Below are 23,261 nucleotides of genomic sequence, written 5' to 3'. Positions count from 1 at the left end.
GGATGACTAACTTTGTCCCGCAATTAAAGCGGGACTTTTTTATGAAAAACAATAGTATTTTTAATCCAGATCAACAGCAAAAGGACTTGTCAAGTAAAATTGTTACAGGTCTTGAGCGTATCTCCGAAGTATTTAAAATATTACTTTGGGAGAAATCAAAAGTTGTGGGTTTAAGTCCAATTCAAATTCAAATTCTTGTTTTTATTGCTTTTCATAAAGAACAGCTGTGTAATGTGAGTCATCTGGCAAAAGAATTTAACGTGACCAAGCCAACAGTTAGTGATGCCATTAAGATTTTGGATAAAAAAGGCTTAATCATTAAAGACTACTCGTCTTCAGATAGTCGTCGCTATACAATTCAATTATCTGCTACAGGAAAGACGATGATTTCAGAAATACATGATTTTGCAAACCCTCTTAAGTCTCAACTAGATCATTTTAATCAACCAGAATTAGAAAGCCTATTTGAAACGATTAGTGAGCTTATCTATAAACTCAATAGAACAGGTGTATTGACTGTGCAACGGACTTGCTTTGGATGTCAATTTTATCAAAAAAATGAAACATCAGATTATTGCAGATTACTCGAGAAAGAACTGTTGAGTAAAGATATTAGGCTCGATTGTCCTGAGTTTGAAGAAAAGTAATTTATTAGTTCTCTTTGTTGTCGTTAATTACTGAAAATGTAATCTCGTGCTTTTTACAGGTCAAGACTAATTCATTCAGTTTTGAATTGGTAATTTTTGCTGCATCTTCTTCTTCAATTTGAAAATCAATTTTAGTAATACTACGTCCTTTTACATCAGTAGGGTCAGACTCAAATTCGACCGAGTCAGATTCTAACTTTAGCTCAAAGTTTTTACCTATCATAATCAATTGCCCTCCTACTTTTGTTTTGACATGAAAATTCCCAACAATAACCGTTTGAAAGAAATAATAACCGCCAAGTTCGTTTAATCCAGCATATAAAACGTTTTTATCAGAAATGGCATAAGGGTCATGCTCGATGTCATTAGTAATAGCCTCAACTGTATCTAAAACAGCTTTAGTTTCTGATGGTTTAGAATTTCCGAGGGCAGATTTCAATTTAGTGAAGAAGCTCATAGTATTGTTGTTTTTGACAAAACTAATCTTATAGCATTCAAATTCCAAATCTTGCTTCTCACTTCTAATAGAGTTTGTTATCTTTGCACCTCAATTTAAATAAAACACGATGCAAGACGGTTTATACGCAAAATTTAATACAACAAAAGGCGAAATTTTAGTCGCTTTAGAATATCAAAAAACACCAGGTACAGTAGGTAACTTTGTGGCTTTAGCTGAAGGAAATTTAGAAAATGCAGTGAAGCCTCAAGGCACTCCTTATTATGATGGCTTAAAATTTCACAGAGTGATTCCAGATTTTATGATTCAAGGTGGTTGCCCTCAAGGTACTGGAACTGGAAATCCAGGCTATAAGTTTGATGATGAGTTTCATCCAGATCTAAAACATGATGGACCAGGAGTACTATCTATGGCCAATGCTGGACCAGGAACAAATGGAAGTCAGTTTTTTATCACACATGTTGAGACACCTTGGTTGGATAATAATCATACAGTCTTTGGAAAAGTAATTGAAGGTCAAGATGTTGTTGATGCTATTGCTCAAGGTGATCAAATTGATACTTTGGAAATTGTGAAAGTAGGAGCAGATGCTGAAAGTTTTAATGCTATTGAAGCGTTTAGAGTGTTTGAAGGTGCTAGAGAAAAAAGAGTTGAGGCAGAACGTGAAGCTGCAAAAGCTGAGTTAGATAAATTAGCGGCTGGTTTTGAAGAAACGAAAAGCGGATTGCGTTACCAAATCATTCAAAAAGGAAGTGGAAAAGCTGCCGAGGCAGGTAAAATGGTATCTGTACACTACAAAGGACAATTAGCAGACGGAACTGTATTTGATTCGTCATACAAAAGAAATGCACCGTTAGATTTTCAAGTGGGTGTAGGTCAGGTTATTCCAGGTTGGGATGAAGGGATTTGTTTACTTAATGTAGGCGATAAAGCACGTTTAGTTATTCCAAGCGATCTAGGTTATGGATCTGCAGGAGCAGGAGGTGTGATTCCGCCAAATGCAACATTAGTTTTTGATGTAGAATTAATGGATGTAAAATAGTCTTAATACCACATATAAATAAAAAAGCATCAGAATCTTGGTGCTTTTTTCTATTTAAGTCTAATTGTTTTTATAGATTAAATCTACAATTAACTCTGCTGTATTCTTATTAAAAGTGACTTTATAAGTTGAGTTTTTAGTGTCATTTTCTTTGATGTAAAGTTCATTAACCAACGTCAACTTATTTTTAGAAATATAATGATCTAAGTCTACTTTATCTGTATCAATTGTAAATTTTGAAATCTTTTTATTGTTTTCACACGTACATTCTGTTGAAGTTATATCTGGAATATTAATACCAGTCCTTAATTCGATATTATCGATGTTAAAACGTTCACAGGATTGTGTGTTATAAATATATCTTCCAAAAGCATGTAAGCTTCCATAGAGAATTAGCATCAATAACCCAATTAGTGCAATACCTAAAAGTAATTTTTTCATTCGTTGTTGGTATGGTTTACAATAGAACGGATGAGTTAATCTGTTATTATAAATTAGAAATTTTAATGCAGTAATTCCTATTAATACTAGCTTTTTTGCCTTGAAAATGTTAAATTCAGTATATGATTAGTGTAAAACAAACCCCCTTTTATAATAAGGTTTTAAAAGAATTCAATTACGATTTTGGAGATATTTTCGTGTTTGATGGTTTTATACTTTCTGAAATGAAAGAGGGGCTCACAATCGGTTGGGATGAGCATATGATTAGAATGTCTGAGGATATTGCTCAATTTACAGGAAATGATGGTTCAGATTTTATCTATATCTCTCATCGTATTCATTCCTATTCTATAATGCCGAGTGATTGGCTTAAGTTTTTTAAACACAGTTATACACTCAAAGGATATGGTATTGTTGGATATACTCAAGGTAGTATCTTGAACGCTGTTATTGAAAATTTATTTTTTCACAAAAAGATAAAACGTTTTTCCAATTTAGAGACTGCTATTCAATGGGCAACAGATAAAGTTTTAGCAGAATTTGAAGATTAATTTGGATAAGTTGTCTTATAAAATTCCATTACTATTTTTACTTATTATATGTGACTTTTACTAATTATTTGGTTCTCAATACTGTAAAGAAATCTAGAGATTTTTAAACTTGATTTTTCATAATAATATGTGATTTTGAAGTCAATTATTTCAATAAATAGTTTTATTTTGACCAAATGACTAGCATTAAAGATTCCACTTTATATAACAACATTCTAAAAGAATTTAATTACGATTACGGTAATGTTTTTGTTTTTGATGGGTATGTTATTTCAGAAATTAAGCAAGGTATTACCTTTACTTGGGATTATCATGCTAAGCAAATTGTAGAAGATGTGACCTCTTTCCTAGATACAGACGGAAATGATGTTGTCTATATTTCTCATCGTATATATTCGTATGCTGTAAAACCAAATGACTGGCTCAAGTTTTTCAAACATAGTTACGGTTTAAAAGGCTATGGTGTTGTTGGTTATACTCAAGGAAGTGTATTAAATACAGTTATAGAAAACTTGTTTTTTCATAAAAAAATAAAACGTTTTAATAGCTTAGAAGCTGCTATTCAATGGGCAACGGATAGGGCATTAGCAGAAGTTGAAAATTAAAAAAGCACTCTTTTAAAAGAGTGCTTTTTTAATTAAGACGTTTGGTAATTATTTGCGTTTAGCAGTAAACGTTCCGTTAGGTTGTATAGCTTTTAGCTCATTTATTTTACCATCATCAGATTCGATAAATTCAATTTTAAATCCTTCCAATGTTTTAAATGAGAATTTATGTTTTGCAGTTGGGACCAATTCATATTCAGGTTGCCCTTTGATGAATAAATAAAGCGCTTCATCTTTTATATACACTTTAAATCCTGTTCCCGAAATATCATACTCACCTGTATATAATTCTAATGTTTTAGAATCTACATCAATCGTATTTGGAGTGCGTTTAAATACTATGGCGTCTACAGTAGGTTCAATTTTTAATTTAGCCCCAGAAATATCACCAGCATCATTAGTATTAAAAGTGATTTTTAATGATTGTCCGTATTCTGTGGTATCTATCTTTCCATCAATAATATCAATAAGTTCAAATGTATCATAATGGTAATGATGTAGATATAGTTTGTCTGAATTAACCTTAGTAAACAACGAGTCATTTTCTACCACAATTTCAAATGCTCCATAACCTTTGTCAGAATAGCTACCAGTATAATCTAAATTAATATGTGATGGCTTAGTATTTTTTACATTAGATGTTTCCGAATCTTCCTTTGCCTCGGCTTGCGCCTTTTTGTTTTTCTCCTGTTGCTCTATATAACGACCAACCCAATCAGAACGCTCTTCGTTTAACATACGATCTGAAATTGTATTTCTTACCAAAGAAGGAACGGCAGACCCATTTTGATTTGCTAATACAACAATCCCTAAGCTATCACTTGGAAAAAATGCAACATTAGCTGAAAAGCCGTTAATATTTCCACCATGTTCCACACGATAATGTCCTTTGAATGATTGTAAAAACCATCCATAACCATAATTTGCAAAATGGATATCTGGAAAATCCTCATCAGGAGTGTTTGGACCAACAACCATCTGTGAGCTCATGGCTTCGTTTATATAACTTTCTGGTATAATCTCCTTATCATTATATTTTCCTTCATTGATCCATGTGATCAACCATTTTGACATGTCATTTACACTACTATTTATACTTCCAGCAGGAGACATGCCAGCAATATCATAGTAATCCATTTTACTAATTACATCTCCTTTTTTAAGTTCATAACCTAAAGCGGCATTTGAGCTTGATTTCATTTCGGCTATGGTCGCATTAGATCTGTTCATATCTAATGGTTTAAAGAAATAATCGTTGATGTTATCTTCCCAACTTTTACCAGTTATTCTTTCGGCAATAACGCCTTGGGCTAAAAAACCAAAGTTATTATAATACCATTGTTGTCTAATTCCAGTAAATGGTTCTTGATGCTTCATTCGCATTAAAAGGCTATCCTTGCTATGTGACGGAAAATAATACCAAGACCCATCGTGTCTAGGCAAACCAGTACTATGTCGCATTAGATCCTTAATAATGATATTGTTATTCATATCGTCGTTATAGAATTCTAATTCTGGAATATGATCTCTTGGATTGTCATCAAATGATAGTTTATCATCAGCTCTAAGCAAACCTAAAATTGATGATGTGAACGCTTTAGTTGAAGAACCTATTGCAAAAAGGGTATTAGCATCTGCAGGAATTTTATTCTCATAATCTCTGTAACCAAATCCTTTGGCATAGATGATTTTTTCGCCTTCAACGACTGCAACAGCAAATCCAGGCGCTTTAGTAGCTTCTAAGATTTTATTTAATTCTTTTTCAACACCTTTAAGACGTTTATCTTGAGCTGAGATTGTAGATGTTATAAATAGACTGAGAACGAGTAAAGCTAATTTTTTCATTGTTGTGGTTTTTGTTAAATAGATACTTCATTAGTAGCTATGTGAATAGATAAGTTACTCTTTTTTTGAAATTTTTACAATTCGTCTATTAAAAATTACAATTCGGTCATTCTCTTTTTTTTAATGAAAGCTTCTATATGATATTTGCTTCATCAATCAACACTGAAAATTTCAGTTAAAACAAATCATTATGAACACACTAGTAAAAATTATCGTTTTTATTGTATTTAGTCAAATATTGAATGCTCAAGACATATCAGGACAGGAAGTAAAGGTCAAAATAAATAACCTCGATAGTAACAAAGGGAAAGTGTATGTGGCTTTGTATAATTCTGAAATTTCTTTTTTAGATAATGGGTTCAAATCCACCAAGAGTGTTATAAATAATAATACCTGTGAAGTGACCTTTAAAAATATACCTCAAGGTATATATGCGATTTCAATTTATCACGATGAAAATGATAATAATAAGTTAGATAGTAATTTTTTAGGTATTCCTAAAGAAGATTATGGATGTTCAAATAATGCAAAAGGATTTATGGGACCTCCTAAATGGAAAGATGCAAAATTTAAAATAAAGAATAAATCAGTAACACAAACAATAAATCTATAATATTATGCAAAAATTAATCATTATCGCGCTCATATTGGTTTCAGGAATTACATCTGCTCAAACTAATTTTGAAAAAGGAATGGAAAAAGCATTTAAGCTTTGGCAAGACAATAAAACCGATGAAGCCGAAAACATGTTTGAACGCATCTCTAACGCAGAGATAGATCAATGGCTTCCACATTATTATATTGCCCAAATCAACAGTTTAAAAAGTTGGGGGGAAAAAGACGAGAAAGTCTTGAAAGCTCAGTTAGACAAGGCACAAGAGCATATTAACAGTGCTATGTCGATAAGCAAAGATAATCCTGAAATATTGGTAATGCAAGCCCACGTTTTAACCAATTGGGTTGCGTTTGATGGGAGAACCTATGGGATGAAATATGGTGGGAAAATAGCAGAACTTTATAGTAAAGCATATACAATAGCACCAAAAAACCCTAGAGTTGTTTTTGGCAAAGCCGAATGGGGAATGGGAAGTGCTAAATATTTTGGTCAGGATACAAAGCCCTATTGTGCTGAGATAGAAAAATCCATTGAACTTTTTACTAACTTTAAACCTGAAAGTGATTTACACCCAAATTGGGGAAAAGAGCGCGCAGAACAAGTTGTTAAATCTTGTAAAGAGTAAATATTATGACAAAATCAATTAAAAATATCATTCTAACTTTTGTTATCGGATGTGTTGTATTCGTTATTGGAAATGTATTTTCTGATGGGTTTGACTTTAAATCGGTTAATGACTTTTTAATTGAATTTGGATTTTACCAATTGTATTCTTTTGCATTAGGTTATAGCAATATGGGATTCTTCGATTACATGGAGAACCGTACTTGGAAAAAAGGTGATACTATCAAGCGTATTCTTGTTGGAATCATTGGATCAACAATAATCACATTGATTGTCCTATTTCTTTTAAGAGTATTTATTTCAGTTATTATTTATGGTAATACTTTTAATGCATTTATTGAGAGAGAGACATGGCAAGGTTATAGTTTTGGGCTCTGGATCACACTAACCATTGTATCTGTGTTTCATATTATTTTCTTTTATAATAGATATCAAAAGAACAAGATTAAAGAACAAAAGGTTATCGCTGGTGCAGCAAGTGCGAAGTTTGATGCTTTAAAAAATCAGCTAGATCCTCATTTCTTATTTAATAGTTTAAATGTATTAACAAGCTTAATTGAAGAGAATCCTAAAAATGCACAAAAATTCACAACCTCTTTATCTAAAGTATATCGTTATGTTCTAGAACAAAAAAATAAAGACCTAATTACTGTAGATGAAGAACTAGATTTTGCCAGAACGTATATGTCGCTCTTAAAGATGCGTTTTGAAGATAGTATCATTTTTGAAATTCCTGAAAATGCATCAAATCCTGAAAGCAAGGTTGTCCCTTTATCATTACAATTACTGTTGGAAAATGCTGTGAAGCATAATATGGTAACGACCAGTAAACCATTGCATATTAAAATTTTTGAAACAGATGGTATGCTCGTTGTAGAGAATAACCTTCAACCAAAACAGATAGTAAAAAAGAGCAGTGGCGTTGGTTTAGAGAATATCAAACAACGTTATAACTTATTATCAAATAAAACAGTATCAATCAATCAACAAGCAAATAGTTTTGCAGTAGCAATACCAATGCTTACAAAACAAGTATCAATTATGAAAGCAATAGAACCAAAGTCAAAATTTGACGATAGATATGTAAGAGCACGTAAACGTGTTGAAGAATTAAAAGAATTTTATTACAGCTTACTGTCTTACTGTATAGTTATCCCTTTTCTAGCATTTATTAATTATTATACATCATGGCATTATCAATGGTTTTGGTGGCCTATGTTGGGTTGGGGAATAGGTTTAGGATTTCACGCTTATAAAGTATATGTGAATGATGGTGTGCTAGGAAACAATTGGGAAAAGCGTAAAATCGAAAAGTTTATGCGCGAAGAGGAAGAAAAACAACCTTGGAACTAAAGTTTAGAAATTATGGAAAACAATATAGAACCATACAGAAATGGAGATTCTCAAAGATCTTTTGAGAGAGAAGAAGCTTATTTAAGAGCACAGAAAAAAGTAAAAGCACTTATCGGATTTTATTGGCATTTAGCCTCTTATGTGCTTGTCAATTTATTTATAATCATTGTAATTGTTGTTAATGGTGGAAAACTATTCAGTTTTGGAACATTCGCTACAGCACTCTTTTGGGGAATCGGTTTAGGCTTTCATTACTTGGGTGTCTTTGGAGCAGATTTTTTATTTGGAAAGAACTGGGAGGCACGCAAGATTAAAGAAATGATGGATAAGGAAAATAAACATTGGGAATAATGAAAACAAGTACATCTAAATATCGTGAACGCTATAAATTTGCAGAGCGAAGAGTAAAACGACTTAAAGGGTTTTATACTCATTTGATCATTTATATTATTATTAATAGCATAATTGTCTTTAGTAATATTAAAAATTTGGATGATGGTGAAAGCTATTTTCAATGGCATAATTTTATCACATTATCAGTTTGGGGAATGTTTCTTCTAATACATGCTGCTTCAGTATTTATTCCAAACTTTATTTTTGGAGTACAATGGGAAGAACGTAAGATTAGAGAATTCATGGAAAATGAACGTTAAAGATGAGAGTAATTATATAGTTATGAAATTAAAAAAGGACCAACAACAGCAATTCATAAAAGCGAAGGAAAAAGTCGAACGCATTAAAATATTCTACTTGCATTTAGCGCTATATATTATAGTTGTCGCGCTCATTTCATATAATTTTTATATTCTTGAAGATGGACCATATACTAGTAATATTACCGCATTAAATGTTTCAGTATTAGTGTTATGGACACTGTTTATCGGGATACATGCATGGCGTGTTTTTAAAGGTAGGCTTCTTTTTAAGAAAAGTTGGGACGAAAAAAAAATTGATAAGTTTCTAAAGGAAGAAAAGGAGGACGTTGAGACCACTTTTTGGGAATAAAACTTTTAAGAGACTTAGTAAGTTTAAAACAGAAATCAAATAAATTTAAGGTTAATGAATATCATCATCATAGAAGACGAAAAACCATCGGCAAGACGTTTACAACGTATGCTAGCAGAATTGCAAATTGAAGCTCATACGATGCTGCACTCTGTTGAAGAATCCATAGATTGGTTTCAAAACAATGAGCATCCAGATCTTATATTTTTAGATATTCAACTCAGTGATGGCTTATCGTTCGAAATCTTTGAAACAATAGATATTAATTCGGCAGTTATATTCACTACTGCTTATGATGAATATGCTTTGCAAGCTTTTAAACTTAATAGTATAGATTATTTATTAAAACCCATCGATGAGGATGACTTGGCTAAAGCGGTGTCAAAGTATAAGAATCGTGCACCAAAACAACAATCGGTTACTTTAGATTTTAATGATATTAAAAAGCTATTGGTCAATCCTATAGAACGAGAATATAAAAAGCGTTTTTCGGTAAAAGTTGGACAGCATTTAAAACTGGTTAATATTGATGATATTGAATGTTTTTATAGTGAAAATAAAGGAACTTACGCTTATACCTCCGAAGGAAGAAACTATTTATTAGATACAACACTCGAGCAATTAGAAGATGAACTAGAGCCGCATAAATTTTTTAGAATTAGTCGAAAGTTCTACGTTAATATTAATGCAATCAATGATATGGTAAGTTATACCAACTCTAGACTTCAGATTAAACTGAACACATTTAATGAGCAAGAGGTTATTGTAGCTAGAGAGCGCGTTAAAGATTTTAAAGAATGGTTGTCTTAAAATATATCGAAAATATCTCCTAAAGAATCACCTAGTCCGTCTAATAGATCTTCTGTGCCAGAGAACAGACCGCCAAGTAATTCTGTTTCTAAAAAAATGTCGAGTAATAATAATTCTGAAAGTGAAGTGTTCCAATAATCCTTAGATTTTTTCTTGGACTCCTCTTTCCATTCTTGATATTGCTGTTCTGCTTTAGGTGCAACTACCATAGGTTTATTGGTTTCCGAAGTATTAAGCATACGGTCATAGGCCTCACGCTTTTTTTTATTGGACAAGATATTAAAACCTTCTACTAAGAGTTCAAAACGAGCTCTAGCACCTTCAGATGAGTTCTTGTCTGGGTGATACATAGCAATCTCTTTGCGAAAGGCCTTTTTGATTGTTTCTAAATCTGCTGTTTTTTCAATATTAAGGAGCTGATAGTAATTTTGTAATTCCATGATAGTTTATGTTATAATCAGTTGCTCTACTTCAGTTTTAAAGGCGTGTTTATCATCTACAGATAGCAATAATGTAGTATAAGGTTTTAGTTTTCCGTAGAGGAAATTTAAATGTTGAGGTGTTTTTAAGTGAATAATAATGTTGCTATTTTCCATTTCACCTAACAGCGATAATGTTTTCGTCTCTTTATTTTTTTTGTCAATAGCAGAGGAACCGATGAAGTCAATAGTTTTTATAGTATCAATAGGGATTTTCGTTTCACTTAAAATACCAAATCGTAAATATAGATAATCATTATTGATAACAAGAGGACGTTTAGGCACAGACCTAATAATACCAATTAGTTGCAAAGCCGAGTAAAAGCTTAATCCTGTAAGTATCCAAGCAAAAACTGGACTCCATCTTATAACGAGTAAATGAACTACTGTCATTTCTATTCCAATTACAAAAATGAACGCACTTAAAGTGGTTAAGATTCCCGAATCTTTATAATTAGAAAATTCATTGCCTTTTAATCTTACTTTTTTGAAATTGAAAAAGCCATAATAGATAAGAGCAATCTCATTAGCAACTAACTTTGCTGCTCCTTGCGGAAATATTGAAGCGCAAGTCTTTTTTAGAATGCTATAAAAGTCAGATTGTTGTTTGGATAAGGAACTGTAGTGTCGTATTGCTTTTCTAACCTTCAAAATTACAATAGTGAACACACTTAGCTCTATGATAGGGATTAACCATGTCTTAACTAAATCTAAGGTATCTTGATTTGCTGTTGGAATAGTATACGAAGCTACTACCACGCAAAGTATGAGAAAAGGTGCTATTGTAAGATTTGAGATTTGACGTTTTCTAATTAATAAGAAATAGATAAATGGAATAGTCACAAGGAAATCTATAGTTATAAATACAGATAGTTTATTTTGATGCGTTGAAAATACGCTCGAATTTAAAGTGAGTATTAATACCAATATGAGAGTGAAGGGAATTAAAAAGGCGATTGCATTTTGTTTTAAAAAGGATGGTTTGGTCATAACGTCTCATTTTAATATCAATTGTTGGACGTTTTTTGTGCTAAAATGTTACTCTTTTTTACACTTAAAACTCTAAAAATTACATGTTAGCAGAAATATTTGTCCTTGTATCTCCAAAGTTATAGTTTTCAGAAACAAAAATTTAGCTATGAAACTTAAATTCAGTCTATTATCAATTTTATGCATGATCTGTACGCTTAGTTTTGCTCAGGATTGGAAAATATATCCTTACACGCCAACAGGTCAAGTTGCATTTCCAGTAGATGAAGGGCGTCATATAGCCGAACCTATAGAATGGTGGTATTCAGCAGGACATGTTGTTGGGCAAACATCTGGTAAGAGCTATAGCTTTATGTACACTTTTTTTCATTATCCACAAGCTGGATTTGACGGATTCCGGATTTTAAATATCACCGATGATGATACTGGGACATTCCTTCAAGATGTAAAGCCTTTAAATTATACGACACTATCCACTACTGGTTTCGATATTGAAGCTTCAGTCTTTTTAGCTGGGACAGAATTTTGGCGTAATAAAGAGGATATGAGTAATACACCTATTCCTTTTGAGTATGAACTCTTTGCATCAACAACCAATGCTGGTTTAGATATTGAATTTGAAACTTTAAAACGTCCATTAATTCTGGGTGATGATGGTTATTTACTTCAAGGTCAAAGCAATTATACTTACTATTATTCGCAAACCATGAATGAAATTACAGGTTCGATTACGTTTAACGGCACCACAGAGACTGTGGTTGGAACAGGTTGGATTGATAGACAATATGGGAATTTTAATCCGTTAACAGGTGAGAAATATGAATGGTTTAGTATGCAATTATCTAATGGCATGGACTTAAATCTATGGAATATCTTTACACCAGACCGATTGATTCCAGATAATGATAAATACAAGATTTTATCTGCTTACGTCGATGAAAACACGCAATACACAACAGACGATTTTCAGATTGAACGATTGGCATTCAATTGTATGCCAGATGGTGAACAATGCTACTCTAAACAATGGAGATTGACCTCTACTGTAAATAATTTAGATTTAATAATTACAACCTTGCATGATAATACCGAAGTACAATTGCCATTTCGATTTTTTGAAGGTGCCACATCGATAACAGGAACCGTAAATGGTGTGTCTGTTACAGGAATTGGTTTTGCAGAGTTGCTTCATGATTACGAAGATCCCGATGTGACCATTACATCACCATCTTCAGGAATTTATGATGCGTCGATGCCAATTACTTGGAATCTCAATAATCCAGATGATGGTCGTCCAATTTTTTACGATCTAGAGTATAGTATAGATGATCAAAATAGTTTTAACCCTATTGCTACAGCACTAATCACTCCATCATATTTATGGCAAAATCCTAGTATTTCTGAAGGTGATAATGTGTGGTTTAGAATTACAGCTTACTCGATAGATGGTGTTTTAAATAATACTGTAGTTAGTGCATCGTCATCGTCGGCAACATTATCAACCAACAATTCGTTTCTAAATACTATAAAAGCCTATCCAAACCCAACGACCTCTGTTTTTAATGTAACATTTGCTTCAGCACAATCTGGGCATTATACAATTGTGGACATAAGCGGACGCATTATATTATCTTCGGAAATAGGAAATGTTCAAAGTACTAGCGTTTCAACTAAAGATTTAAAAACGGGCGTTTATTTTATGATAATTAAGACTGATGAAGGACAGGCGAACTTGAGATTTATCAAGCAGTAATTAATCTTCGATACGATTATCATCAAACGCCGATGGTAGCAAATTAGGAATCAGTTTGGCAAATAGAGGCAATAGTATAGCACCTCCAGGAAGCATGAAAATAGCCAAGCTTGGAACTGTTTTTAAAATATCGAGAAGTTGATCTTGCATCTGTTTTTGTTCCTCTTTACTGAGGTCTGAATGTGTGGATTTTGTAATCAGTCGCATTAAATCCTTACTTTGTTTCATCTCTTTAACCAAACGTTTGCTATTACGTCTAATTAATTTATTTACCAATTGTGATGAATTCTCATAGAAATTACTGATTGGATTGGTCTGTAAAAATAACATGACTTCCTTTTTATGTTTATCATGAAATTTAGAGACGCATAAAATAGAATCCTGTAATTCTGAAAGCTCTATCGTCAACAGTTTTGCCAATTGTTTTAAAAATTGATATTCTGATTTTTCTAAGATCTCATCATCCCAAACCGACAAACACATGAGGTCGATAAGATATTTTTTTTCATTGAAGTTGATATTGTAATCAATATCGTAGATGAGGTCTTCAATATCGGTATCATCATCTTCAAGGAAAGAGGTAGACGATTCAAAAATATCAATAATCTCTTTGTCATAATCGGTAATCTTGCTTTTCGAATTTAAAGATTGATACAAGGTACCAACAATAATGCTCTCTAAATTAGCTGCATAGGCCTTTGGGTCGATCTGTTCTAATAAATATTTGTCAAAGGTTAGTACATCAACAAATAAGAGTGAGTTGGTGATTGATTTGTTGAAATTCCGTGTTAAGATATTATCATCAATTTGTATACGATCATGAATAAGGCGCTCTAACATTGAATGATCACTTTTGCCTATCACCAATTTGTCCCAAAGTGATAGATCAGCAACCTCCAAGGCTTTATAAAAACCTAGGAGGTCTTTGATAAATTCTTTAGATGTAAATGTAGACTTATGAAAATGATAGATATGGTATAAGCCAGTGATGAGATTTACTTTAGCTAATTCATCTTCAGAATAGTTATGAATCTTCTCAATTTTATCTGTAAGACTTACATTAACACCATAAATAAAACCATAGTTTTTTAAACTAGCATATAGTTTAGTGTAGTTCTCAAAAGGAATACCCTTTTTAGAAATTTGAGAGCAAAATTTTTCAATCCAACCACTGGAAGATGGGTTCATTTCTTCAATTTTAGATAGCGTAAAGTTAGTTTTTTCTTTTAATAATCTCATGCTTTTTAGGTTAACAAAATTTTAACAAAACCCACTTTGTGATTTTTTCGTAGGTAGAAGAGAGACAAATAAACAATTAACAAAATCTCATTTATTATGAAAAAATCAAAAATTTTAATTGGAGCTGCAGTATTAACTATTGCTGGCTTTTTTACAATCGCAGCCGATCATATTGACGCTCCTGCGGTTATTGGCGGTACAAGTGATATTGCTGACGTTTATGCTTTTCAAGGGCAAAACACTAATAATATAGTATTAGCTACAACTGTACAAGGAATGCTGAGTCCTGCAAGTACTGCTGGTGCATCATTTGATGAAAACGTATTGCTAGAGTTTAATATTGATAATGATGGTGATGCCGTTGAAGATTTAGTGATCCAAGCCATACCTAGAGATGGTAAGATGTATTTCTTTGGGCCAATAGCTCCTTCGCAATCGGGATTAAACAGTACTATTTTGGCAGATACAGCCACACGTAATGAGGTTGACATCACAGCATATGGCGGAAGTGCTATTGTCGAGAATAACAATGGAATGACCTTTTTTGCTGGTCCGCGTGATGACCCATTCTTTTTCGATTTCGCTCAATACAGTGAAATCATTGCTGGAAATGCGACGAGTTTTAACAGTCCAGGATCAGATTCCTTTGAAGGCACAAATGTACTTGCTGTTGTAGTGGAGCTTCCTAAATCTATGCTAGGATCAGGTGATTCTGTGAATGTATGGGTAGAATCAAAAAGAAAACAATAATTACAAATAACTTAAATCAAAACACATGAAATTCAATAATATAAAAATAGTAGCAATCGCATTACTAGTATCATTTTCTGCATACAATTGTAGTAATGATGATGATAACGGTCCAACAGGTCCAACAGGGCCAAACTTTACTGGAACCTTTGCTCAACAAGATCAAATGGCAAGACCTGCAATTAATACGGTTTTTGTTGAGATGGTCGATAAGAATACTTTCAATACAACCTTGCCTTCGAATCAAGGCGCTGCTTTTCAATCGAAATTTGAAACTAAGCTTTTAAGTTTAAATCCAGGCTATACAACAAATGCTTTAGGTTTTGATGCTGCCACATTCACGGGAGCTTTAGCGACTGATGTATTAACTGTATCTCTAACAGGAACGACAACATTTTTTGACGGAACGAATGTTTTAACTGGACGTACTTTAGCAGATGACGTGATCTCAACCGAATTACTATTGATATTTGGTGGTCCAACAGGAGCTGATAACCCTGGATTAACAGACGATAATGTTGATGCTAATGATAAACCATTTCTGTCATCATTTCCTTACCTAGCTTCACCTTGGTAATGAATTAGTCCTTACTCTGAAATGGGCTCATCGAAGCTCATTTCAGAGTTATTTTCAAAACTATTCTGATTATAAACTCAAAACACAATTCCAATGAATTCTAAACATCTTTATCTAATCGTGACTCTAGCACTATTGTTATGTACTAACTGTGCAAAGACCTCAGAAGGAAAAGTCACAGACACCAATGACTATAATACGTATTTAGCTATTACAAAAAATCTAACCTTAGATCGCGCTAAACAAGACGAACTATTCTGGTCTCAAAAGCTAGAGCAAACACCAAACCAATTCCCATATTTAGGGAAATTGGCATCAACCTATGCCGAGTTGTTTTCGACTACAGGCGATGTTGCCTACTTAAAAAAGGCAGAAAATAAATTACTTGAGGTAAACAAAATTACAGCCTATGAAAATCCATCCTATTTAAGAGGTCTTGCTTATAATTATATTTCACAACACCAATTTAAAGAGGCTTTAAAGCTATTAATTAAAGCGGAGTTACTTGGTGAAAACCTTCAAACGACTCAAAAGATGTTGTTTGATGTATACTTGGAACTAGGTAATTATGAGCAAGCACAATCATACCTAAAACGATTTGAAAACCTTAACGATTTCGATTATCTCATTCGTTTATCAAAATGGAGTGATCACAAAGGCAATTTAGATGCTGCTATTAAATACATGGAAAAAGCGATGGAAATAGCAGAGTCGTCTAATTTAAAATACCTTAAACAATGGTCGTACACCAATATAGCCGATTTTTATGGTCATGCAGGTGAGATTGATAAATCCTATCAATATTTTTTAAAGGCTCTAGAACTGGATCCAAACAATGCATACGCAAAAAAAGGAATCGCTTGGATCGTTTATTCCCACGAAAAGAATCCAGCAGAAGCGTTGCGAATACTAAATTACGTAAGCCAATCCTACAAAGCACCAGATTATTATTTGCTAAAAGCTGAAATAGCAGATTATATGGGACGTGGTGTTATGAGTGAGGCAGAACTAGAGTTGTATAAAACAGCCATGAAAGATGAAGCTTATGGAGATATGTATAATAAATACAATGTGCTGCTACATGTTGACGAAAAAATAAACCTTGAACAGGCAATAGCTATTGCTCAAATAGAAGTTGATAACAGACCAACACCACAATCGTATGATCTGTTGGCTTGGTCTTATTTTAACAACGGAAATTTAGGTGCTGCATTGGATATTGTAGAAAAGCATATTATCGGTAAAACTTTCGAACCAGAAACTTTATACCATGTAGCCCAGATCTATAAAGCTGCTGGAAAACGAAAAGAGTTAGAGCCACTCAAAGAGGAATTATTAGCGAGCATCTATGAATTAGGACCAACAATGACGTCTAAAATTATGAAGCTATAACTGATGAAAATCACTTGGATCACATATTTATTATTTAGCTTAAGTCTTTGTGTGTTTTCACAGGAGTTGCGACCAATGCCACTAGACTTTGAGACCATGATGACCGATGTGGTGGACTCTAATTTTGAGGAACCTATAACTTCAAAAGAGGTGTCTCTTTTTCAACTAGGCACTGACCTGTACAATTTGCAAGTATTGAGTTTTACAAAAGACAAGTTTTCACTGACCATTAACACAAGGTTAGAGGAGGAGCTACCTTATGAGGATAATCGATATGACTATACAGGGTTTTATTATCTGGACTTTGGGATTAGCTATGCTATCAACAGACTTAGTTTTAGTTTGTCTGTTGAAAATCTTTTCAATCAGGATAATGATAGTTTTAGTATAGACCCGATTGTTGAATCTTCAAATGGGATTATAGACAATTATTACTTTTCTCATGAAACGGATGCCTTGATTTCGTTTGGGATTAGCTATAACTTTTAATTATTAATTGTTTTGGGATTGATTAATTGATGAACACTAACATAAGATTGAATTGGTTTAAAGATATATCATAGACCACTATGATATATCAGAGTTTTTTTGTTAGTGGAAAGCACCTGCTCTTTAGTGCAGGTGTTTTCTTTTTGTACTAATATTAATAATCTACAACTTTATATATTAATATGATTGAGGATATTGTCTTGGAACAAAAAACTTCTTGCAGATTTTATCTATAAAAAAGAATCCCCACAATAGACTAGATGCTATGAGTATTAATAATGCAGTCTCCCTGTTTAAAACGTTTTCTACTTGAGAAAAATCAATGTCTAGTTTTATACTTCCTATAATTGTTGATATAATGGCTAAAACAAAACCACATAAAATCATATACGGAACAAATTTAGTAGAAAGTATGTTTTTACGATTCACAGTCATTTCGTTCTCAACTTTCAAGGTTACAGCTTCCGAAAATCCTAAAGAAGGAATTTCTTCATCTACTTCATAAAGCGTAGATTCAATTTGACTAAGCAGTTCAAATTCTCTCGTACAATCTTTACAATTAGCAAGGTGTTTTTTTACTAATAGTGTCTGGTCTGAGTTTGTATCTCCAACCAAATAGTGCCACAGGGTATTACTATCTATATGTTTCATTTTTAATTATAAAAGATCGTTAATTTCATGTTTAAATTCTTTACTAATCATTAACCTGAGAGAATTTCGAGCTCTATATAACTTTACTTTTACATTACTTATTGTCATTCCTGTAATTTCAGAGATATCTTTTACCGATCTATCCTGTAAGTAATATAAACTTATAATAGTAGCCTCTTGGGTATCTAGTTTATTAATGATTTTCATTAGCAATTCTTTTCTATTCTCAAGACTCGCTAATACAAAAGGTGTTTCTGATTGTTGGTATACTGCCTCATTCACTTGACTAATGTCTGTTTTTTTTATCTGCTTTAGTCGTTTACGATCAATAGCCTTGGTATAAGCAATTTTAAGAATCCAATTAGGAAACTTTGTATGATCTTTTAACGTCTTCAACGATTTAAATCCTTTTATAAAAACATCTTGTGCTACTTCTTCTGCTTCTTCCCGATTTCTTAAGATTCTTATGCAGACAGTAAATACGTTACGTTCATATTTTTCAACCAGCGCACGATACGCTCCTGGAGAGTTCGAATCGATAATGTTTTTTATTAATAGCTGGTCGTCTGTCATTGATATATTATAAATGACGTGTTTAAATAGTTACTTGGTTACAACTATTATTATTTTTTTAATTGTAACCAAATGTGAATGTCACAACGTCATTAATTATAGAACACCTTTAATTTAATCTTTTTGACATTATGAAACTATTTGCTGTTGCTTTACTATTTCTAACAAGTGTAATTCTCATTGTATCTCTATTCTATATTATTACAAATACGCGCCATAAGGAGAGAATGGCTTTAATGGAAAAAAACCTAGACCCTAAGAGCTATCTAATTGATCAATTTATACCTCAAACATTACGTGCTGGTATGCTATTAGTAGGTATTGGTTTAGGGTTTTTAATTGCATTACTGTTAGACGAATACATTCTAACATCTATCGATAATCCTTCTATTTATGCAGGTTCAGTTCTTCTCTTTGGAGGATTAGGTTTACTATTATTCTATAGGATCAATAATAAAAAACATAACAATTAAATCAATAATTATGAAATTCATCAATCTTAAATCGAATAAACTTATCAACGTTATTGTGTTATTAGTAGCTCTTTTGACTGTTGGTGCTCAAGCACAAATTCCTGGACGTCACTGGGAGCAATACCAAAATGTAGCTGATGCAGGGTTTTCTGAGCAGAAACTTGCCTTGGTAAGTGAGCAATTCAATAATTCTCAGGGTTCAGCACTTATGATTGTTCATAAAGGAAATGTGGTAATTTCTCATGGTGATATCACACGTCGATACATGGTACATTCCATTAGGAAAGCATTTATGAATGCCCTCTATGGCATATACGTAAACAAAAGCAAACTCCATTTGGATGCGACGCTCCAATCGATGGGTATAGATGATGTAAATCCTTTAACATCAGAAGAGAAAAAAGCGACCATAGAAGATTTAATTTCAGCACGTTCAGGTGTTTACTTGCCGTCAGCTTATTCTCCTAGAGGAATGGAAAAAAACCTACCAGAAAGAGGAAGTCATGCATCTGGTGCATTTTGGTATTATAACAACTGGGATTTTAATGTGTTGCTTACTATTTTTGAACAGCAAAGCGGAAAGGAATTTTCTAAAGTGTTCGCTAAGGAGATTGCAGCACCTATTGGAATGGAAGATTTTAGACAGAGTGATATTTTCTTGAGGTATGAAAAAGAGCGATCTATGCATCCTGCTTATTTGTTTAATATGTCCACTAGAGATATGGCAAGATTTGGAGTGCTATATCTCAACAACGGAAAATGGAAATCTAAACAAGTCGTACCAGCCAATTGGATATTGAAATCTACGTCCATTGTATCTTCAGATTTAGGAAGATTTGCAGATAGAGAAGGTTTTGGTTATCTGTGGTGGGTTTCTAAAGGGATTAAAGGAGAGCCTATGTATTATACTAGTGGATCTGGAGGCCATAGAATTATAGTATTACCTCATTCAGACTTGGTTGTTGTTCATCGTGCGAACACTTATGAAGGCAAAAATGTAAATGAAAGTGAGATTAAACAATTGGTAGAAAGAATACTTGATGCAAAATCAGGAGCAGGAAAGAAAGACGCAGCAACAATTAGGTTAACACCAAGCTATAATTTGCCTAAAACTATAAAACTTGATCGTTCTACTTTGGAAAAATATGCAGGAAGCTACAAGCATCCGTTTCTAGGGTATTTTACAGTACGAAATGAAAAACATAAAATGTTTCTAGAAACTAACGTTGGTGTTTTTAAGTTATTTGCTATTGATACAGATACGTTTTTCCCTGAAGATTTAGTTACTCCAATGCAATTTGTACCTGCTCCTGACGAAGAGACCAAGTACACTATTAAACCTATATTTTCAAAAGATAGACAGTTACAAAAAGCCATTATGTATTACTAATAGGTATGTTTTAATAACTACTATCTTATAGTTAATAAATAGACTTATAGAAGACATCTACACTTTGAATGTAGGTGTCTTTTTTTAATCTAATTTGAGGCTGTATATATAATGATTTTTTTCGTGAGACATTTACCTAAAAAGAAAAATCTTCTCGTTTCCCATTTCGTACAATCCATGATAGATAATCAACACCTTTATTTGTAAGATGAATATTTTGATTTTCTGTTTTAGTAATTAATGTAGAAGAATATAAATATGATAGATATTTCTCATCATCCCAATCGGTAAAAGAACCGGAGAATTGCTTAAAAACACCAGCTATATAACTGCTAATTTCTGTAGTTGTCATTCCGTCTGGAGCAACTCTATTAAGATCTTTTAAAAGTATTATTTGACTTCCAAAAATGGCACTATGAATTGTTTCAAAGTTTAGAGCTAATTGTGTTCCGGCCAGATGCCTAATCAAGATAGTGTCTGTTGGAGTGTCATATGGTAAGTTTTTGTTATCTAACTCTTTTTTGATGTTGTTCTCCATTTCTGTGATAACAACAGAATTACCTATAGCATCTAACAATTCTTGTACAACATTCTCATCTATATCTTTATTTTGATTTCCTTTCTTTTTACCAGAGTAATAATCGCCAAATACACTTGTAGTGGATTGTTTTTGGTTGTTGGAAATATTAAAAATTTGACTTAGCAATTCTTCATTTTTCCGCTCTAATTTTTGATTTTCTTTTTCCTTTTTTTGAATTTCTCTTTTAATCGATAACAGTTTGCCTACTGAAAAACTATCAAAAGATTCAGCCAATGCTAGCACAAGTAAAAAAATAATTAGCGTAATTAGACCTCCACTAATTTCACCCTTAGGTTCTGTGAAGAAGAATTTAAAAGCAATAATGGAGGAAATACCTATGCATAAAAGAATAATTAATGTTCTAACAAAATAATTAGTGTTCTTATCTTCCATGACTTTTTACTTTAATTGATTGTAATATATTGATAGATAGATATTTGGATGTCTTAAATATATGATAAAATCTAGTTGAATACCATACGTAGTTCTACGTATTTTTATAAAAAAAAGCATCAAACTTACGTTTGATGCCTTTTAATAGCTAATTTCTTTTTCATTTAAGGTTGTGAGACTACACCTAAGGTGTAGAGTTGTTCCATAGTTGGTGTGTCGCTTCCGCCTTCTGGTTCTAATGTAATACCAAAGGCCTGACTCTCGTTGGTGTTAGTAATTGTAAATATTTTATTGTCGTCGTTATTAAAGTTGTCAATAGTCCCTAAACTTGTTGGTGTTAAGGGGTTTAATGTGAGTGACCAGACTTGCCATACTTTTCCTGATGGTGCTTCGGGTAAGCCTTGGGCATCTAGATAAATGGTATTATCGGCTTTATTCCAATAGACTTTAGCATAGCTATTTTCAAAATTTGCTTGACCACCTAAAGGCACAGAGATAATCTCTCGATCACGTAAAACGTTTAAAAGATTTTCCTTTATAGCCAAATCGGTTTTGGCTTGTTCTATTTGTTGTTCGAGATAGAGGTTTTCAATATCCATATCAGAAACCTGCTTTTCCAATTGCTGGTTTTGGTTGATGGTCCATAATAACCCTGCGCCAACTATTAAAGCAGCAGCCCAACCTGCGTAAGCAAGCCAATTGGTCCGTGATTGTGACATCTTTACGACCTTTGTATCATCCTCATCAAATTGTAACTGGTCTTTAATGCGTTGTAAAAGCTGAGTGTTTTCTACAGGAGATAAGGCAGAAGAGAGTTCGATTACAGCAGCTTCGATCTCTAACACTTCCTGAAGAATTTCTGGATGCTCTTGCATAAGTGCATAGATCTCCTTATTCTCTTGTTCTGAAAGAGAACCAGCGACATACTGTTCTAGTATTCCCGAATCTATGTAAGCTTTTATATCCATACTATTCCAGCACCATAGTTCTTAGATCTTTGATGCAATTTCTATTTCTTGTTTTAATCGTTCCTATTGGGATATCAAGTTCTTCAGCAGCTTCTTTTTGAGTGTAGCCTTTAAAGTACAAGAACTCTATTATTTTTTTACATTTTTCACCAAGTGCTTTTACAAATTTTGTAATGCCAATAGCATCTGTCTTATCGTTCAGGTTTTCAGGGCTTTCTAAAATATCTACGAAAAATTCGGCATTGAGGTTTTTGCCAGAGTTCTTGAAAGCTTTAGATCGCGTTTTATCAATGGCTGCATTACGTGCAATATTCAAAAGCCATGTAAAAAAACGTCCTTTGCCAGAATTATAAGAATCGGCTTTATGCCATGCCTTAATAAACACATCTTGCATCACTTCTTCTGCAATATCATAATCTCTCACAATATTATAGATCACACCATGCATACTATTGCTATACATAGCATATAGCTTTTCAAAGGCTTTTTCGTCTTTGTTTTGAAATTGTGTAACTAAGGTGTCTAATGACATAAATAACACTATAATGAATGTTAAAGATAAAAAGAA

General features: G+C 32.9%; 29 protein-coding genes. 18 read left to right on the top strand and 11 right to left on the bottom strand.

All coding sequences use genetic code 11. The features are described from left to right. The first annotated feature begins 41 nt into the window (after positions 1 to 41). Entirely contained in the window at positions 42 to 647 is a 606-nt protein-coding gene (locus Q0783_RS08805) for a MarR family winged helix-turn-helix transcriptional regulator (RefSeq protein WP_298758751.1), read from the top strand. A 4-nt stretch (positions 648 to 651) separates the two neighbouring features. On the opposite strand, the gene Q0783_RS08800 is transcribed toward Q0783_RS08805, so the two are convergent. Further along, positions 652 to 1,104, bottom strand: a complete 453-nt coding sequence (locus Q0783_RS08800) for a hypothetical protein (protein ID WP_298894521.1) — start codon at positions 1,102 to 1,104, stop codon at positions 652 to 654. Positions 1,105 to 1,213: 109 nt separating this feature from the next. Here Q0783_RS08800 and Q0783_RS08795 point away from each other — a divergent pair, with 109 nt between their 5' ends. Then, complete coding sequence (locus Q0783_RS08795; protein WP_298894520.1) at positions 1,214 to 2,146, top strand: peptidylprolyl isomerase; 933 nt, start codon at positions 1,214 to 1,216, stop codon at positions 2,144 to 2,146. A gap of 60 nt (positions 2,147 to 2,206) precedes the next feature. On the opposite strand, the gene Q0783_RS08790 is transcribed toward Q0783_RS08795, so the two are convergent. Continuing rightward, the gene (locus tag Q0783_RS08790) at positions 2,207 to 2,587 is read right to left on the bottom strand and encodes a hypothetical protein (RefSeq protein WP_298894519.1); all 381 of its coding nucleotides are present in this window, start codon (positions 2,585 to 2,587) and stop codon (positions 2,207 to 2,209) included. 122 nt (positions 2,588 to 2,709) lie between these two features. Here Q0783_RS08790 and Q0783_RS08785 point away from each other — a divergent pair, with 122 nt between their 5' ends. Continuing rightward, entirely contained in the window at positions 2,710 to 3,138 is a 429-nt protein-coding gene (locus Q0783_RS08785; protein WP_298894518.1) for a hypothetical protein, read from the top strand. 176 nt (positions 3,139 to 3,314) lie between these two features. Then, the gene (locus Q0783_RS08780) at positions 3,315 to 3,743 is read left to right on the top strand and encodes a hypothetical protein (protein ID WP_298894517.1); all 429 of its coding nucleotides are present in this window, start codon (positions 3,315 to 3,317) and stop codon (positions 3,741 to 3,743) included. Positions 3,744 to 3,791: 48 nt separating this feature from the next. Here Q0783_RS08780 and Q0783_RS08775 read toward each other — a convergent pair whose 3' ends face one another. After that, entirely contained in the window at positions 3,792 to 5,588 is a 1,797-nt protein-coding gene (locus Q0783_RS08775) for a serine hydrolase (protein WP_298894516.1), read from the bottom strand. 190 nt (positions 5,589 to 5,778) lie between these two features. Here Q0783_RS08775 and Q0783_RS08770 point away from each other — a divergent pair, with 190 nt between their 5' ends. Genes Q0783_RS08770 through Q0783_RS08740 form a run of 7 tightly spaced genes read left to right on the top strand, consistent with a single transcriptional unit; the run spans position 5,779 to position 9,996 of the window. After that, positions 5,779 to 6,201, top strand: a complete 423-nt coding sequence (locus tag Q0783_RS08770; RefSeq protein WP_298894515.1) for a DUF2141 domain-containing protein — start codon at positions 5,779 to 5,781, stop codon at positions 6,199 to 6,201. Between the two features lie 4 nt (positions 6,202 to 6,205). Continuing rightward, positions 6,206 to 6,829: a hypothetical protein gene (locus tag Q0783_RS08765; protein ID WP_298894514.1), complete on the top strand. Its 624-nt coding sequence runs from the start codon at positions 6,206 to 6,208 to the stop codon at positions 6,827 to 6,829. 5 nt (positions 6,830 to 6,834) lie between these two features. After that, entirely contained in the window at positions 6,835 to 8,181 is a 1,347-nt protein-coding gene (locus Q0783_RS08760; RefSeq protein ID WP_298894513.1) for a 2TM domain-containing protein, read from the top strand. Between the two features lie 12 nt (positions 8,182 to 8,193). After that, positions 8,194 to 8,532 carry a 2TM domain-containing protein gene (locus Q0783_RS08755; RefSeq protein ID WP_298894512.1) on the top strand — a complete coding sequence of 113 codons (339 nt, stop codon included), beginning with the start codon at positions 8,194 to 8,196 and terminating at the stop codon, positions 8,530 to 8,532. Continuing rightward, entirely contained in the window at positions 8,532 to 8,834 is a 303-nt protein-coding gene (locus Q0783_RS08750; RefSeq protein ID WP_298894511.1) for a 2TM domain-containing protein, read from the top strand. The genes Q0783_RS08755 and Q0783_RS08750 overlap by 1 nt, the downstream gene beginning before the upstream one ends. A gap of 22 nt (positions 8,835 to 8,856) precedes the next feature. Further along, entirely contained in the window at positions 8,857 to 9,186 is a 330-nt protein-coding gene (locus tag Q0783_RS08745) for a 2TM domain-containing protein (protein ID WP_298894510.1), read from the top strand. A gap of 54 nt (positions 9,187 to 9,240) precedes the next feature. Then, positions 9,241 to 9,996, top strand: coding sequence for a LytTR family DNA-binding domain-containing protein (locus Q0783_RS08740; protein ID WP_298894509.1), 756 nt, complete (start codon positions 9,241 to 9,243; stop codon positions 9,994 to 9,996). On the opposite strand, the gene Q0783_RS08735 is transcribed toward Q0783_RS08740, so the two are convergent. Continuing rightward, positions 9,993 to 10,436, bottom strand: a complete 444-nt coding sequence (locus tag Q0783_RS08735; protein ID WP_298894508.1) for a DnaJ domain-containing protein — start codon at positions 10,434 to 10,436, stop codon at positions 9,993 to 9,995. The genes Q0783_RS08740 and Q0783_RS08735 overlap by 4 nt on opposite strands. A gap of 6 nt (positions 10,437 to 10,442) precedes the next feature. Beyond that, positions 10,443 to 11,465: a hypothetical protein gene (locus tag Q0783_RS08730; RefSeq protein ID WP_298894507.1), complete on the bottom strand. Its 1,023-nt coding sequence runs from the start codon at positions 11,463 to 11,465 to the stop codon at positions 10,443 to 10,445. A 148-nt stretch (positions 11,466 to 11,613) separates the two neighbouring features. Between Q0783_RS08730 and Q0783_RS08725 the strand changes: the two genes are divergently transcribed. Continuing rightward, complete coding sequence (locus Q0783_RS08725) at positions 11,614 to 13,218, top strand: lipocalin-like domain-containing protein (protein ID WP_298894506.1); 1,605 nt, start codon at positions 11,614 to 11,616, stop codon at positions 13,216 to 13,218. On the opposite strand, the gene Q0783_RS08720 is transcribed toward Q0783_RS08725, so the two are convergent. Then, positions 13,219 to 14,457 carry an LETM1-related biofilm-associated protein gene (locus tag Q0783_RS08720; protein WP_298894505.1) on the bottom strand — a complete coding sequence of 413 codons (1,239 nt, stop codon included), beginning with the start codon at positions 14,455 to 14,457 and terminating at the stop codon, positions 13,219 to 13,221. A 96-nt stretch (positions 14,458 to 14,553) separates the two neighbouring features. On the opposite strand from Q0783_RS08720, the gene Q0783_RS08715 reads away from it, so the two are divergent. The 4 genes from Q0783_RS08715 (at position 14,554) to Q0783_RS08700 (ending at position 17,665) form a co-directional block, all read left to right on the top strand. Continuing rightward, complete coding sequence (locus tag Q0783_RS08715) at positions 14,554 to 15,207, top strand: DUF4331 family protein (protein ID WP_298894504.1); 654 nt, start codon at positions 14,554 to 14,556, stop codon at positions 15,205 to 15,207. Positions 15,208 to 15,232: 25 nt separating this feature from the next. Beyond that, a complete protein-coding gene (locus Q0783_RS08710; protein WP_298894503.1) occupies positions 15,233 to 15,784 on the top strand; it encodes a DUF4331 family protein in 552 nt (183 codons plus the stop codon). Positions 15,785 to 15,877: 93 nt separating this feature from the next. Further along, positions 15,878 to 17,176: a tetratricopeptide repeat protein gene (locus Q0783_RS08705; RefSeq protein WP_298894502.1), complete on the top strand. Its 1,299-nt coding sequence runs from the start codon at positions 15,878 to 15,880 to the stop codon at positions 17,174 to 17,176. A gap of 3 nt (positions 17,177 to 17,179) precedes the next feature. Then, on the top strand, positions 17,180 to 17,665 hold the full coding sequence (locus Q0783_RS08700; RefSeq protein ID WP_298894501.1) for a TonB-dependent receptor: 486 nt from the start codon (positions 17,180 to 17,182) through the stop codon (positions 17,663 to 17,665). 177 nt (positions 17,666 to 17,842) lie between these two features. Here Q0783_RS08700 and Q0783_RS08695 read toward each other — a convergent pair whose 3' ends face one another. Together Q0783_RS08695 and Q0783_RS08690 are read right to left on the bottom strand one after the other, a co-directional pair. Next, positions 17,843 to 18,316 (bottom strand): hypothetical protein, encoded by a 474-nt coding sequence (locus Q0783_RS08695; RefSeq protein WP_298894500.1) that lies wholly within the window; start codon positions 18,314 to 18,316, stop codon positions 17,843 to 17,845. A gap of 6 nt (positions 18,317 to 18,322) precedes the next feature. After that, positions 18,323 to 18,889, bottom strand: coding sequence for a sigma-70 family RNA polymerase sigma factor (locus Q0783_RS08690; RefSeq protein ID WP_298894499.1), 567 nt, complete (start codon positions 18,887 to 18,889; stop codon positions 18,323 to 18,325). A 131-nt stretch (positions 18,890 to 19,020) separates the two neighbouring features. Here Q0783_RS08690 and Q0783_RS08685 point away from each other — a divergent pair, with 131 nt between their 5' ends. Both Q0783_RS08685 and Q0783_RS08680 read left to right on the top strand, forming a co-directional pair. Then, positions 19,021 to 19,362, top strand: coding sequence for a DUF6249 domain-containing protein (locus tag Q0783_RS08685; protein WP_298758692.1), 342 nt, complete (start codon positions 19,021 to 19,023; stop codon positions 19,360 to 19,362). Between the two features lie 10 nt (positions 19,363 to 19,372). Further along, the gene (locus tag Q0783_RS08680; protein ID WP_298894498.1) at positions 19,373 to 20,752 is read left to right on the top strand and encodes a serine hydrolase; all 1,380 of its coding nucleotides are present in this window, start codon (positions 19,373 to 19,375) and stop codon (positions 20,750 to 20,752) included. A 136-nt stretch (positions 20,753 to 20,888) separates the two neighbouring features. On the opposite strand, the gene Q0783_RS08675 is transcribed toward Q0783_RS08680, so the two are convergent. From Q0783_RS08675 to Q0783_RS08665, 3 genes are all read right to left on the bottom strand, one after another. Beyond that, positions 20,889 to 21,725 carry a LapA family protein gene (locus Q0783_RS08675; RefSeq protein WP_298894497.1) on the bottom strand — a complete coding sequence of 279 codons (837 nt, stop codon included), beginning with the start codon at positions 21,723 to 21,725 and terminating at the stop codon, positions 20,889 to 20,891. 164 nt (positions 21,726 to 21,889) lie between these two features. Then, complete coding sequence (locus Q0783_RS08670) at positions 21,890 to 22,693, bottom strand: anti-sigma factor (RefSeq protein ID WP_298894496.1); 804 nt, start codon at positions 22,691 to 22,693, stop codon at positions 21,890 to 21,892. Position 22,694: 1 nt separating this feature from the next. Then, positions 22,695 to 23,225 (bottom strand): sigma-70 family RNA polymerase sigma factor, encoded by a 531-nt coding sequence (locus Q0783_RS08665; RefSeq protein WP_298894495.1) that lies wholly within the window; start codon positions 23,223 to 23,225, stop codon positions 22,695 to 22,697. Between the last annotated feature and the right edge of the window lie 36 nt (positions 23,226 to 23,261).

Origin of the sequence: uncultured Psychroserpens sp., assembly GCF_947500255.1 — a bacterium.
Taxonomy (GTDB): domain Bacteria; phylum Bacteroidota; class Bacteroidia; order Flavobacteriales; family Flavobacteriaceae; genus Psychroserpens.
This window is presented reverse-complemented; position numbering and strand designations above follow the sequence as displayed.